At 29.5% G+C, this 14,732-nt stretch carries 15 protein-coding genes; 2 read left to right on the top strand and 13 right to left on the bottom strand.

Features of this window, described 5'->3' with window-relative positions; all coding sequences use genetic code 11:
• Positions 1–56: 56 nt before the first annotated feature.
• On the top strand, positions 57–776 hold the full coding sequence (locus DR024_RS18145; RefSeq protein ID WP_027098082.1) for a GntR family transcriptional regulator: 720 nt from the start codon (positions 57–59) through the stop codon (positions 774–776).
• Positions 777–999: 223 nt separating this feature from the next.
• On the opposite strand, the gene DR024_RS09965 is transcribed toward DR024_RS18145, so the two are convergent.
• From DR024_RS09965 to DR024_RS09920, 12 genes are all read right to left on the bottom strand, one after another.
• Positions 1,000–1,320, bottom strand: coding sequence for a hypothetical protein (locus tag DR024_RS09965; protein ID WP_055255047.1), 321 nt, complete (start codon positions 1,318–1,320; stop codon positions 1,000–1,002).
• A gap of 160 nt (positions 1,321–1,480) precedes the next feature.
• On the bottom strand, positions 1,481–1,822 hold the full coding sequence (locus tag DR024_RS09960) for a hypothetical protein (protein ID WP_055183716.1): 342 nt from the start codon (positions 1,820–1,822) through the stop codon (positions 1,481–1,483).
• A 255-nt stretch (positions 1,823–2,077) separates the two neighbouring features.
• The gene (locus DR024_RS09955; protein ID WP_111918676.1) at positions 2,078–3,256 is read right to left on the bottom strand and encodes a TraB/GumN family protein; all 1,179 of its coding nucleotides are present in this window, start codon (positions 3,254–3,256) and stop codon (positions 2,078–2,080) included.
• A 431-nt stretch (positions 3,257–3,687) separates the two neighbouring features.
• On the bottom strand, positions 3,688–4,266 hold the full coding sequence (locus DR024_RS09950) for a hypothetical protein (RefSeq protein WP_027098087.1): 579 nt from the start codon (positions 4,264–4,266) through the stop codon (positions 3,688–3,690).
• 49 nt (positions 4,267–4,315) lie between these two features.
• Complete coding sequence (locus DR024_RS17725; RefSeq protein ID WP_167539555.1) at positions 4,316–4,459, bottom strand: DUF6440 family protein; 144 nt, start codon at positions 4,457–4,459, stop codon at positions 4,316–4,318.
• Positions 4,460–5,277: 818 nt separating this feature from the next.
• Positions 5,278–7,149 carry a glycoside hydrolase family 18 protein gene (locus tag DR024_RS09945; protein WP_111918674.1) on the bottom strand — a complete coding sequence of 624 codons (1,872 nt, stop codon included), beginning with the start codon at positions 7,147–7,149 and terminating at the stop codon, positions 5,278–5,280.
• A gap of 31 nt (positions 7,150–7,180) precedes the next feature.
• Positions 7,181–9,007, bottom strand: a complete 1,827-nt coding sequence (locus DR024_RS09940) for a glycosyl hydrolase family 18 protein (protein ID WP_111918672.1) — start codon at positions 9,005–9,007, stop codon at positions 7,181–7,183.
• 475 nt (positions 9,008–9,482) lie between these two features.
• Positions 9,483–10,415, bottom strand: a complete 933-nt coding sequence (locus tag DR024_RS09935; RefSeq protein WP_242859671.1) for an aminoglycoside phosphotransferase family protein — start codon at positions 10,413–10,415, stop codon at positions 9,483–9,485.
• A 199-nt stretch (positions 10,416–10,614) separates the two neighbouring features.
• A complete protein-coding gene (locus tag DR024_RS17720; RefSeq protein WP_156333956.1) occupies positions 10,615–10,782 on the bottom strand; it encodes a hypothetical protein in 168 nt (55 codons plus the stop codon).
• A 189-nt stretch (positions 10,783–10,971) separates the two neighbouring features.
• Positions 10,972–11,703, bottom strand: coding sequence for an ATP-binding protein (locus tag DR024_RS09930; protein ID WP_242868042.1), 732 nt, complete (start codon positions 11,701–11,703; stop codon positions 10,972–10,974).
• A complete protein-coding gene (locus DR024_RS09925) occupies positions 11,648–12,574 on the bottom strand; it encodes a phage replisome organizer N-terminal domain-containing protein (RefSeq protein WP_242868041.1) in 927 nt (308 codons plus the stop codon). The genes DR024_RS09930 and DR024_RS09925 overlap by 56 nt, the downstream gene beginning before the upstream one ends.
• A 14-nt stretch (positions 12,575–12,588) precedes the next feature.
• On the bottom strand, positions 12,589–12,786 hold the full coding sequence (locus DR024_RS09920) for a helix-turn-helix domain-containing protein (RefSeq protein WP_055183711.1): 198 nt from the start codon (positions 12,784–12,786) through the stop codon (positions 12,589–12,591).
• Positions 12,787–12,983: 197 nt separating this feature from the next.
• On the opposite strand from DR024_RS09920, the gene DR024_RS09915 reads away from it, so the two are divergent.
• Positions 12,984–13,421 (top strand): helix-turn-helix transcriptional regulator, encoded by a 438-nt coding sequence (locus tag DR024_RS09915; RefSeq protein ID WP_111918670.1) that lies wholly within the window; start codon positions 12,984–12,986, stop codon positions 13,419–13,421.
• Positions 13,422–13,447: 26 nt separating this feature from the next.
• On the opposite strand, the gene brnQ is transcribed toward DR024_RS09915, so the two are convergent.
• A complete protein-coding gene (gene brnQ / locus DR024_RS09910; protein ID WP_055183710.1) occupies positions 13,448–14,731 on the bottom strand; it encodes a branched-chain amino acid transport system II carrier protein in 1,284 nt (427 codons plus the stop codon).
• Between the last annotated feature and the right edge of the window lies 1 nt (position 14,732).

The raw sequence follows: 14,732 nt of genomic DNA, 5'->3' as shown, positions 1-14,732 counted from the left end.
TAAATATACAAACAAATAATATTGATATTATAATAAATTAAGTAGAGGTGCTGAGTTTGCTTAGTAGTGAAAATAAACTTCCTTTATATCTTCAATTAGTTAAAACTTTAAAAAAACAAATTAAAGAAAATATGAAGGAAAATGATAAAATACCATCAGAAAAAGAAATTTGTGATATGTACTCTGTTAGCAGAACAACAGTGAGGCTTGCAATGGCTGAATTAGAAAAAGACGGCTTTATATATCGATTACAAGGAAAAGGATCTTTTGTATCAGATTTAAAAAAAGTATCCTCAAATTCATTTATTGAAGTTGATGAGAGAAACATATTAGAAAAGCTATATTATAATTTATATGAATATATATTAATTATGTTTGGGATGACGTCAATTTTTGATAAAGATATAACAAGTTTAGCTGAAGAAATGAAAGCTTTACTTATGCAATACTTAGTAATAATAAACGATAAAAAATCAATTTTAGTAGATTATTACTTTTTAGATAATAAATTTAATAGTATTGATAAAAGTTCTTTAGAAGTTAATAGTATTGATGATCTGCTAGATAAAATGGAGATAAAGATAAATAGAGTAGAAGAAAATTATATAATCGAGTCTGCATCACAAGAATTAAGTAATAAATTAGATATAGAAATTAATCATCCCTTATTATGTGTTAAAAAAAAGTTTTATGATTCAAATAACGAAATTATACTTATTTCTATAAAGCATATTGTAACAGAAAGATATACTTATACCAACTTTATTAAGAACTAATTTTAAGAAACTTAATGTTTCGAGATAAAAAATAGATTCTGAAGAATAAACTCTTTTTTATTAAAAAGTATCTTTAGTAAATAACAAGATCCAGTGCTATGGAGCACTGGATCTTGTTATTTAAATACTTCGTATTATCTTAGAATAGCACACTAAAAAATACCGCATATTCAACATTAAATAATACGGTATTTCTATAAATATATTTTTATTTTCTTAATTATTATGATTCTTCTTTATCACCTATATATCCTTTTTTTCTAGAATAAAATTCTAAAATGTAGTTTAATCCCCAAAAAATTATTGGAGTCAAAATAATAAATAAGAATTCATTTTTACTAAATATATACCATGTAATGTAAAAAATAAGTAATAAGAATGAATTACATAATCCCAAAATTAATTGTATAGTATAATAATGAGAATTTAGAATAGCATACTTATCACTTAACATATAAATAGTTTTTTTATTTTTGTAGCACATAATGTTGTAAACAATAAATATCGTTGCAATAATACACCCAAGAGAAAACAATAAAATCATAATAACTCTCCTTTATATTGTTAAACAGCATAGTCAATTACAAATCAATTATACCATATAATGAGCTTCAAATTTCAGTTTAATTTAAGTTTTTCTTATATCAATCCATAGGATTCCGATTAATAATGAAGATATATTTATGAGAATTCTACTAGGTACTTTATTTTTTCAATAACCGTTCATTAAAATAATCTATATTTTCTATGGAGTATATATACAAAGGCAAATTGCTTTGTTTTTCATCTTTATATGAGATAATCCATTCAGCACCTTCTTTAATTCCTCCAATTGTGAATAAACCTAAGCAATCTAATTTACCTTCTGAGCCTACTGGAACATCCCCTATGTTTACACCAGAAACAGAACCAAAATCAACAATTTTAACTTGAATCATTTTGGTTTCAGGATCTTTTGAAATTACTTCCACACGCAAATATGCGTAATCTCCATTTAATTCAGGTAGATCATTTGAAGATTTATCTGTAGCTGGTTGAGATTTCATGTTTAAGCAACCTGTTAATATTAGCAGACACAGTATAAAAATAGATATAATTAATAATATTTTTTTCATATATATCTTTCCTTTAAACTCCAATTTATCCAGATCAAATCATACTTATGAGTCTATTATAGCATATTTTGTAAATACCGTACTATTCAATTTTCAAAGAACACTTAGCTCTCACTTTCTACATATTATCTACAAAAAATATCGCATATTCAATTTGAATACTGCGATATTTAAAATAATTAATATTTAATTCATATAATACTTATTAGCAGCTTGAGAATCACTAATTAATATTATGTATTGAAAATATTTTATTTGTGGATTGTTATCATTTAAATATATATCCTTTTTATTATAAATGCTATCTTCATAGTTTAATTTTAATAAAACAGTGGACTTATCATCTGGAAAGAAATATGAATCTATACGCTCAGTTAATTTAGAGTCTACATTCAATCCTTGTGGTATGTAACTATGACTATTGTTATATTCATAGTTTATACTAATAACCTTATCCTTTGTTTTTTCATAATTATTTTGTAAATATGCTGCTAATGATTTTGTATTAGGACTTAGATTAGTATGGGCACCTCCAAATTGACCAAAGAATTTTCCTTTAGGCAAGTACTCATATAATTCAATAAAATTATTAATCAACAATTCTTCTCTATCTAATTGACCTTCACTAACAGCTAAATTTTTCAATGTAAATGTCAAGTCAAAATAGTGTTTCCCTAAGTATTTTTCTATTTCCTTTTCTCCATCACTTAATAACTGAATTGATTCTTTTGATTTATCAATATAGGTACTTTTAGAAAGCTCTTTTATTACAGAAATAAATTCTTCTGTTATATCGTCTGTAGGTTCAGCTGTTGGAAGTAATGACCTAATGTACTTTATTGCTACAAGTGGATTTTCTTTATCTATACCAATAAACCTTAATTTTTTTTCTTCTTCTAATGTTACATTATACTCATAGACACCTTTCAAAAAATTATAGTTTTCCATGGTGTAACTCATAGTTCCTCTTATTTTATAAAATAAATCTTCCAGTATTGATTCATCTCCAGTATCTAAGTAAATATTTAAATACTGCGCACTAGCATAACCATCTTCATATAATATATATTTAATATTTCCTCTTTCTACAAAATATTTCAATAGATATAGATTCATATCAATAGATTTTACAGAACCATGCGATTCTCCAGCAATAAAAATTTCATTATTCTCAAGATCACTTTCAAATAGTTCTAATGCTTTAAAAGTAACATCAGTTGTATCTATTGTTGTCTTAACTTTATATAACTCTTGTTTACATTTGTATCTATGTGAATACATTTTTACTTTTGGTATAAATGAAATTACTATGCAAATTAAAATAGAAATTGCAATAACAAATAAAACGTTCACTTTCTTTTTCATTTTCTGCTCCTCCATAATATTTACCTACTATTTATTTGACTCACAAAATAATTCACACTTCAAAATCAGTAAGTGTAAAAATTTCACCCCTGAACTTTAATTTTAATACTATTATTAGCTAATTAAATACACATATATAATAACATTTTTTGTAAGTACTGTATTATTCAATTTTCAAATATCGTTTAGTTCACAATATATAAATAGCTTGTACCATCTTAGTATTTGTATATAAAAATACCGCATATTCAATTTGAATAGTACGGTATTCTTACTAATTTATATTTAATTTTATCTTAGTAATATATTAAGGATTCTTACTCAAAATCTAATGGAATTTACAATTTTAGTTTATTCGTATTATGGCTACTAGCCTTCTTACTTACAATCAGATAATAAGCTGAATTTGTATGCTACTCAAACTATGTGTTTTAATACTCAATAATCTGCAACACGGTGTTTTGGCTATCACAAAGAATTTCTATAAGTGATTCTTCAGTTCTTTCAAACTTAAAGTAAGCTCTAGCCAAAGCAAATACTCCTTCAAAATCATTTTCTTTCATAACGTTTATTGCCCTATTATAGATATTCTGGTCATAGCGAAATATCCTATTTTCTTGAACTTCAACTTCTAATAGTTTTACTTGTTCCTTAGTAAAATCACCACAGTTGATGCAATCATCAAGTGCATATTGGATAGCCTCTTGTTTGGAATCACAATAATAAACACAGTTTAATCTGCTACATGAATGTTCAGCAAACTCTGTTTGTCTTACATATTCAAATATTGCTTCAACAGCATCTTTTCTAAAGTTCTCATGTTTTCTCAATTTTAAATCACAAAGTTCACGAGAAAAATACATACATGCATAATAAGTTGCTTTAAATACTGAAATATTTTCTCTTAGAGCCAAAATAAAAGGTTCCACAAACCTATAATGTCCTGCAAAATCATTTTTTAAACTTTTATCACCATTATACGAATCTACTGAATAATGATATAATTTCATAAAATTTCCTCCCAAATTCTTATTTATCTATCAACTACTACTTCCCCTCTTAATCTAATAATGGAGTCATTGCTTTAACGCTATTTCCAACACTTATTAAGTAATTAACACCTATCTGAGTATTAACAACAATATATAATACACAAACGCAAAAACCTAATGACTGTTCTTCTTTATTACAACTATCTCCCATATTATTAGATTTTATCTAAAATAAAAAAGATTAGAATCTCCTAAGCTCTTTCTAACAATCTACTTACTTATATGGTCCTTTAAGACTTTATATAAACACTAATTTTTAAATACTTATTAATTTATAAAGTCAATAATAAAATTACCCCTAATATAAATACAAAAAAATTAGTTACTTGTCCCAAAAATTTATGCTTCATATAAATCAAACCTCCATTTCAGATATAATAATATACTAAAAATAGAATATTAATAATAATTTATAAATATCTCCTGCATTAAAGTTTCTACTTTTTCTTTCTATCATTAAGTAGTGTTATTTTTACATCAGTTTTTCCAAAAGGCTATTCAGACTATTCAACTGCTTGAAATAAAAAAGGTGGAGTGGATATTTATTTTATTTGTTCCATCGCTACGCTCCAAGTCACATGGAAACAAATATCCCCCCACTCATACTAAAGATAAGGAAATTATAAAATTATTATCCTTGACTTTATATTTTTTAATATGAAATTATAACAATACCTTTAAGTTATGGCTAATTTAAATTTTATAACTGATCTATACATTTTTAAAAAAACTAGGATTTATCTTTTCCAACTTTATTATCTCCCAATGCAATAAAACCTGCTGTAACAGCTAGTGCAAGCATTATATCATGTTCGCCAAATGGATTTATTACAATGAAATATACTAAAAATGCTGCGCAAATTAATAATACAGCTAATAGATGCTTTCACTTTTATATTTTATCTTTTTAATAATTTTAAAAAAGATAGTGAATCAACTCACTACCTTTTTTAGATTAATACTGTACTATTATAAATTTGTGTTCTCCCAAATTGTTTGTCTCATAATTTCAGGAGATGTTTGATACATTCTTTGCGATACTTCAACACTTATAATGCTACTAGTATCTTCAATAGCTTTATCAAGATTCAACTCAAAATTAAAAGTTGTACCTGGTTTCATAAGCTTACCATCATATACTTCTCCAAAATCTACAACATAATAATCTCCTACTTTTGAAACTGGTCCTGCTGGATATTGTGACCCTGTAATAGCTACCCCATCAGTCTTAATATAAACTTTCATATTCTTAACCGTTTTTGCTGCTACTTCTACACTTGACAATACTTCACCTGACTCACTTAGCTTTTCATTATTAGTTATAGACATCTTTAAAACGCCTCCTGTTCCCCATGATTGAGTTCCTGGAGTTACTGTACAACTTATATCATTATTATTATATTTTACTTCATACTTAGGTAAATCTTCTTTTCCAAACAGAGCTTCCTTAGTAGCATTTGTTAATTCATCTCTCTTAGTAGAAGTTGTAGTTGCATCTTGTGATGCCATCCAAGCAATCATACCACCAAGATTATTTTCTTTAACATACTTAGCTTTTTCTTGAATTGACCTTACATTATCGTAAGTAAAGAATGCACCTGTTTCTGGGTTATATAAATATGGAGCCTTAGCACTATCATCCCAGTACTCTTTTAATCCAGTGTACTTAGCCTTTAACTTATCTAGGGCATTGTATCCCCATACTCCACCAGCTCTTCCACCTTCACCATTCTTCAATGGAGCTTCATTAAGTGCTCCTGGTGTTGGTGTAAGGTCTGCATTCTTATTAACTACTGCAGCTTCTCCAAAAAGTCCTGGATTATTTGGGTCAACGCCCTTATCTGAAACTTGTTCCCATCCACGTGTATAATATGCTGCTCCAATAACTATTTTTTGTCTTTCTGCACCTTGAGATATATAATAATTAACACATTCATTTACTGATAATCCTTTATACTCTTCTGGTGCATTAGGATTAGCATATAATGCAGTTTGATGACCGCTTGTTGTACTCCAAGCTCCTGCCATATCATAAGTCATTATATTAGCAAAATCTACTATATCAAATAACTTATCAACATCTATACCAACCTCTATTTTAGATACTCCTGCTGGTAATGCTACAGATAATTCATAAGTTTTTCCAAGCTCTTTACCTTGTTTATTTAAGGCATTCTTTAAATCTTGTAATAACAAGATGTAATTATCCTTGTCTTGTGGACTTGCATTTGGTGTTCCTTCATCGTTTGTATTATCAGTCTTATCAGGCTCTCTATAGTCACCAGGATACTCCCAGTCTAAATCAACAAAATCCATATTTGTATATTTAATAAACTTCATAACGTTTTCTACAAACTTAGCTCTTGTTGAAGCATTTGCAGCTATTGTTGAGAAGTCTCCAGACTTAGACCATCCACCTAAAGATACACCTATCTTTAAGTTAGGATTTTCTGCTCTTAATACTTGGAATGCATTTAAGATACCACCATTAACATCACCATAAGTTACACCTGCGTTTCCTAATGGATGTCCTATAGCTGCATCTTTATCACAATAAATCAACTCACCTGAAGCATTAAAATCCATAAAAGCAAAATTTAAATGTGTTAATTTATCTGCTGGTATATCCTTTGGATAGAAATTACCTTGTCCTCCCCAAATAGACCAATCACCATAATACATTACATTACGTAACCCTGTAGTAGCTTGTGAAGTAACCTCAGTTGTATCGGAATACTTAGCTAATGCATTAGTTGGAATACCATTAGTTAACAATAAAGCAGTAATAGCACTAAATGCAACAAAAGTTTTTAAGTTCTTTTTTAACTTTCTTTTCACCATATTTTCTCCCCCCATAATTATTTTTTAATTATTAAATTCCTACAGGATTCATTCCATTAAACGTAATATTTCTTACCCCTGAGAAACATAATCCAATCATACCTTGTATTGTAACTGTTGCCCCTGGGGAAATGTTTTGCCAAGCTCCTGAAGTTAATGTAATAGTGTTAAAATCACCATTATCTTTAACACTATATGTGCCTCCCCATGAAGACTTATATACTGCAGACTTTGGTAAATCAAAGGATACAGTCCATCCTCCCTTAATTTCTTCACCAGTATGATTAGTTATATTTAAAGAATAAGTGTAGTTTGGATGATCATAATTACCTGTAAGATTAACATCTACATTAATAGGTTCTAGAGATGAATTAGAATCTTCAGGTGATTTTGCACAGTCACCCATCTTTGTTAATCCTTCACTTAACCTCTTTGTTAAGGTATCACCAAATGTATACTTTCCTTCATTAACATCTGTTGAACCTTCTACATAATTTGGATTTAAGCCATAGTCACCATTCATTACCCAAATTAATGCTCCACCAAGATTTTTGTCTTTAATATAATCTAATCTTGCATCTATAGATTTTTCGTTTTCAAAGGATAAGAATACCTTTTCATTATTTTGCCAAACATATGGCACCTTAGAAGTATCATCCCAATATACTTTTAAATCGGGATCATTTTCCATAAGATTTAATACGTGCCATAATGGATTTGCTCCTGCTGGTTCTAAATTACCATCACCATCAAGGTCATCTCCCCATATATTGTATTTTCCTGATGCTGGAGTTTTACTTGTTCCATGAAGGCCATTAGTACCACCTTGAACATTTTCCCATCCTCTTGTGTAGTATGGAATACCCATTAAGATTTTTTCAGAAGGTAAAACGCCTCTGTAGTATCTGTATGCCCAATCCATACATAAGGTTGGCATTATTTGAGCTACTGTTTCTCTATCTTCTGCATTTGGATATATACCAGCTAAGTGCTCAACAAACTCATTCCAACCACCATGATAGTCATAAGACATTACACTTAAGAAATCTAGGTATTTTGCATAAGAATTATCACTTACACCACCTAATACCCAAGGAGATGCTGTAACAGCAGCAGTTAACAAATAATCTTTTCCATCTGCTTTAGCTGCTTCATCTATCTTTTCTCTTAAAGTTTTTATTAAGATATTATATCTTTCGTTAAGCTTTGATCTTCTTGGTTCTGAAAGATCAAAATCATCTGGATTTCCTGATTGGCTTGTAGCTGAAGGATATTCAAAATCAATATCTACTCCATCAAATCCATATTGTCTTATGAATTCAACACATGAATCAGCAAAGGTGTTTATTCCTGCATCTGTATCTAGCATAGTATAAAAACCTCTTGTTCCTGCCCAACCACCAACAGAAATTAATAGATCTACGTCTGGATAACTTTTCTTCATAGTTTGTAAAACATTAAAATGTCCTTTATAAGGTAAGGAAGTATCTAATTCTACTTTCTTCCCCTTATAGCTTAGGTCATATCCTGCAAAATCCTCTTCAATTGCAGCATGCTTGTCCCCTAATGTAATTTTATTAGTGGATGGATCAACCATTGCAAAGGAATATTGGATATGAGTTATAGAGTCCCACTGTAGGTCTGTTGCATTAAAGTATCCTTGAGCTTCACTTGAATAAGCCCATTCTGGAAAGTATCCTACTATTTTTCTCTTAAGTTCATCTGAGTTTTTTTCATTTGTAACGTTAAGCTGGTGTTTTCCATCATACTTACTTTCAATTGCATTTACTCCTACTGTAACACCAGTAGATGTTAATGCAATTACTAAAAGTGCCGATAAAATTTGTTTGATTTTCATTTTGGGTCCCCCTTTTAAGTATTTTTGAACTTAATATTCACCTTAATTTTACAATATTCAGAATTTTTATTCAATTATTTTCTGTAATATTTGTGAAAAAATAACTTTTTTGATGCTTTCTGTATTTTATTATCCATAAACTTGACTTAATACAAAATATAACTATTAAAATAGGTTCAAATCTACTCTATTCAGAGTGTCTATTTTCTCTAAACCCTGAAAAACTTATAAAAATATTCTTTTACTAGATTTTATAAACTTTCCAATTAATTCGTAATTTCTACATAGATTGCACTTTCTTAGAATTGCGACATAAAAAAATACTGTAAATTCATTTTTGAATAATACAGTATCTTTATTATATTTTCGGCTTTTTCTATTTATCTCTTCAATATGCTAATCAACAAACTGGAATTTGTTAATCTGCCAAATACCTTTTTTGCTTACTTAAACCAGTTACGTATTTATCGTCAAGTTATAACTGACTACTATTTTTATACTTATCTGTATACCACTTTGGTAGGTACATCTGAAAATCGGCGTAGTCATCAAATGCCATACGACATCTCGCTACCATTCCATTGATTTCTTCTTGCCCAAATTTCTCTGCCCACTTAATAGAATATAAAGAAGCATGCGCAACATAAACTGCAAGTGTAATCCAAAAATCCTCAGGAATTCGGTCATCAAAATAAGCATCTATTTGTCCAATACAATACGGAATGCTATTTTCAATTCCAAAACTTTCAAGCTTATAGAATTCTTCATAAGGGTCTCCGATTTCCCAACGATTAAAATCAATCACACCAATTGAACCATCATTTGTATAAATAAGATTTCCTGGATGATAGTCCCCATGCATATATACAGGTTTCTGTTTCCATATTAGGTCAATGTTTTCCTTTACATAGTTAATTGCAATCTCATCACCATCAATTCGAACTTGTGACTCCTCATATCGTGATAACTGTAACAATTTCTTTGTTTTCTTTGTATCTTTTGGTATGTCATCTACATTAACCTCTATTGAATGTATTTTTTTCAAAATCTTTCCTGCCTCTCTGCCAAGCTGATACTGTTCGTTTTCTGTCAAGTCAGATAATACTTCTTCTAAATCTTTGCCTTCAATCCAAGTAAGTAACATATATACATTTTTTCCGTTATTGCAAATTCCGAAATCAATTGGTAAGGACATGGAAAAGCCAAGTTTTGAATATTTTGCTATAATCTCATATTCTTTTTTCTTTACATTATACTGTTCTACATCGGATATTCTAAGCAATAATAACTTTCCTTCTTTTGTTTTAATCAAATATTTACTATCACTTGACCACCCCCTTGAGACCTTTTCAATAGTTTCCCAATTACTGCTATTCTTTATATCCTCAAACATTTCTGCACCTCCCAAAATTCTAATTTATCTGTCTGTAACTTAATACTATTATATCATCTTTTCCAATACTATATTATTTAGTTTTCAAAGCTGATTTATGTCGTACTTTCCACATATTATCTCAAAAACAAAAAGGTATGGTGGATATTTATTTTGCTTGTTCCGTCACTATGCTCCAAGTCTCATCAAAAAAGAAGCCCTACATAGAGCTTCTTCACCCATTCTCAATAACCCTCTCTTCAAATATCCTAAGCACTTTCTTAAGCCCATAATTCTCTTCCATTAACTTCTTATTCTCCATAGCCAAAATCAAATTCCTATTAGCATATCCACTAAGGGCAATCTCCAACCTCTTAATCCTCTTCTCATCCTCTCCATTCAAACTTACCACATCCTTATACTCAATGCTTGGCCTCACTAAACTCTAAGTTCATTAGTATATCCCAAGCTTAGCCACACGTTCCACTTATTATCCCCACTGCTTGTCCACCCCTTTTTACCTTCTTACCTAAACTGTGCGAAGCACTGCTTGTCCCTTCTTCCCTTTTTTATCTTTATTAACTCTTCTTACCTATCTCAACCTATAGTTATTCTCAATCTTTTTAGGTATCTCCACCACATACCTCTTACACATTTCATATATTCTAGAGCCAACCCCTTCATCAACAGATAGGAGCTTGTCTACAGTAAACTCCGTAGAAACTATAATTGGCAAACAGTTATAATACCTGTAGTTTATAATCTCAAACATTATGTTAATATCACTCTCATTTATCTTCCCTTTAAAGAGATCATCTATAAGAAGTACATCACAAACCTGATATCTATTAATAATATTTGCATAATAATCTCCATCTAACATATTCTGCTTTATTGAAGTAACCACATCTCTGTAAGGCAAATACACAACATTTAACCCACTCTCAAGGAGATTCAAGCTTAGTGCAACAGCTAAATGAGTTTTTCCAGAGCCTACTTGACCACAAAATATAATGCTGTTATGCCTTGAATATCTTATAACCTCAAATTTTACATAATATGAAGATGCACTATCCTTAGCTTTTCTAGAAAAATCATTCCACACCTTATAGTTACTAAATGTATACTTGCACATGTCAACTTTAATTCCTGATTCCTTCCACTGTCCCTTTACCTTATTAACATTTTGACATTCACATCTCACAAACAAGGCTTGGGCATGTTCCCTAGGAATTATAATCCACCCTCTATCATGACACTTTTCACACTTATATAAGGTCTTCTGCTCTTCCTCTCTCATTCTCTGACAAAACTTCTGGCTCATTTGGTTTAAATCCACTAAACTCCCCTCCATCACTAACTCTCTTCTCCTTTGGGTACCCTTCTCTTGCCCAGTTTTTAAGAATACCATTTATATACCCCATAGTAATCTTATCTGCTTCAATAGCCTTATCAATTGCCATTTTCACATATTTAAAATCATACATGTTTAAAGCTAATCTTATTGATGATAAATTTAGAACTCCAACTTTCCCTAAAAGCTTTTCATAGTAAGACACTAATTCTATACTTTTCCTATCTATATCTTCATTCTTCTTCTTAATAGATATATTTATATATCTATTATCTTCTTCTTCTTTCTCTTTAGTTACTGTAACGTTACTTTCCATTAGGTCATTTATACTCTCTTCATTTTTCTTTTTAGTTCTACATTTTGCTACCCTTTTTCTAGTTTGCTCTCTAACTCTCTCCATGCCCTCTATATTTTGATATTTTTCCCAGTTAACAATTCTTATAATATTATTTTTGTCAATATCTATCATACCTAAGTTTCTCAGCGTCCCCACACCTAACCTAACTGAGCTTATTGGTCTATTAAATATAATAGCTAACATTTCTTCTGTGTAAGGTTTTCCTTCTGATAAAAAAATTAAACCACTAGCATTAGTCCTTGCTGCTTGAATCAGTAACCTAATCCAAATGCAAATTATAGTATCATTTTCTTGCATTGCTTCTATTAGCCTCATCTTTTCATCATGAAATATACTTGTACTTAACTTTATCCATTTTAAATCCATGGTAAGCCTTACTCCCTCAAAAAATTTATTTTTAAATTCAATTAAGCCTTCCCAAGATGCATCTAATTTCTTTACTTCACAGAAATTTATATAAGATTGTAGAATTTTGAAATTCATTCCTCCCCCTCTGATTATCCCTCATCATCTTTATTAAATAATTCATCAACAGTAAAATTCAGAGCATCTGCAATTTTATTTTTAGTATCATTTTTTATGTTATCCCCCTTATTTTGTTCAAGCCTTGAAATAATTGTTCGACATACCCCAGACTTTTCTGCCAATCTCTCTTGAGTAAACCCTTTAATGACCCTTGCAACCTTTAAATTCATCATTCCCTCCTTATAAAAGTTAATAGTTTTTACATATTTTGTTAATATTCTTTACAAAAAGTATATCTACTAATAACACTAGTTGTCAACCATTATTTTACAATTTGTAAAATTTATTAACTATTTTGTTATTTATCTCTACTTATCGTTTACTTTTTTACACATTTTGTATATAATTCCAATTGTGAGGTGTTTTTATGGATATTAATAACAAAATAAGAAAACTTAGATTTGAGTTAAATTTAACCCAACAAGAATTTGCAGATAGAATAGGTATATCTAGACCCTCTTTATCTAATTATGAAAAAGGTACTAGAATGCCTTCCATGACTGTAGCTCAAAAGATTTGTAAAGAATTTAATGTAAGTCTTAGTGACATAATTGATAAAGATTATTCAATTTCAGCATCAGACTCTAACTTATTAAAAAAAAGTAATTTATATGAATATCAAGTTAATACTAAAAAGTCAGCTGATCATATTAGTTATAAACTTTTTAGGGAATTATTAAGCTCTTTAGGTTATCCTGTAGAATCTATGGAGGATATGAAATTATTGAAACTTTATGAAGCTAGTAAAGAATTTTATCAATTTGAAATGTTTAAGATGGGTTACATACAAATTTTTGAAGATTAATAAAGGAGGTGAAATAATCACCTCCTTTAATCATTATATATAACCTTAGAAGTTATATTTGATATTAGCTTAGCTATAAATGCACCAATTAATGCAGGTATAATCCAATTAAACCCTAGATTATTAAAAGGAAGCTTGTGTATAAAACCTATACTAATACCAAAGCTATCTATAACAGTTAATGTACTAATAACAAGTGTGGTATAAGCTGCTCCCTTGAACATGCTATCAGTAGTAAATATTTTTGGCATAGAACTAAGTAAAACTAAAATGATAGCAACAGGATATAAAACTGTAAGTATTGGCACTGCAATAGCTATTATCCTATCAACCCCTAGGTTGGACATTATTGTACTGTATATGCATATCCCCATTACTAAATACTCATATTTAATTTTATTCTTTGTTAAATCTGAAAAGTATTTAGCGGTAATTGATGTTAAACTTGCTGCAGTTGTAAAACATGCACAGGCAACAATTATACCTAATAATATAGTTCCTAAGTTTCCTAATAAACCTCTAGTTATACTAGATAATAGCTCTGTTTGAGACATTAATCCATTGTAACTATTAGACATAGTTGCTCCTAAGAACGCTAGTCCACCATATACAATTATTAATCCAATTCCAGCTATTAAAGAAGCCTTAATAGTAAGACTAGCCACTTCCTTTTTATCACTGTATCCCCTACTTTTAAATGAGGCTATTATAAAGGCAACTACTCCACCCATTCCTAAGGCATCCATTGTTTGATATCCTTGTGTAAGTCCATGGGCAAATAAACTTTCTGAATTTATATCTGTTTTTATATCTCCAAGTGGAGAAATTATACCCTTCACAATTAGAACAAATAATGTAACTAAAAGTACTGGAGTTAAGTATTTTCCAATAATGTTTACAGTCTTAGATGGTCTCATTGTTAGTAAAAATACTAGAGTAAAGAAAATAATTGAAAATATAACTTTATTAAAATCACCAAATATAGGTGCTATACTTAGCTCAAAAGTTGTAGCGCTAGTTCTAGGAATAACAAGTATTGGTCCTAAACAAAGCATCATAATAAGTTCAATTGAAATACCAAACCTTTTACCTGCACGACTAGCGATATTTTGGTATGATCCTGCCTTTGCAATGGCATAAATAGATAAAAGTATTATTCCTATATCTGCCACAATAAATCCTACAAAACTAGTTAACCAATTACTACCTGAAGTTGCTCCTAAAAATGGTGGAAATATTAAATTTCCTGCCCCAAAAAAGTTAGCAAATAGCATAAATCCTATAATTAAAACATCCATTCTTTTTCTCATT

It is taken from the genome of Clostridium paraputrificum, from assembly GCF_900447045.1.
GTDB classification, from domain to species: Bacteria; Bacillota; Clostridia; order Clostridiales; family Clostridiaceae; genus Clostridium; species Clostridium paraputrificum.
Note: the sequence above shows the minus strand (reverse complement) of the source record. Positions and strands in the feature narration are given on the sequence as shown.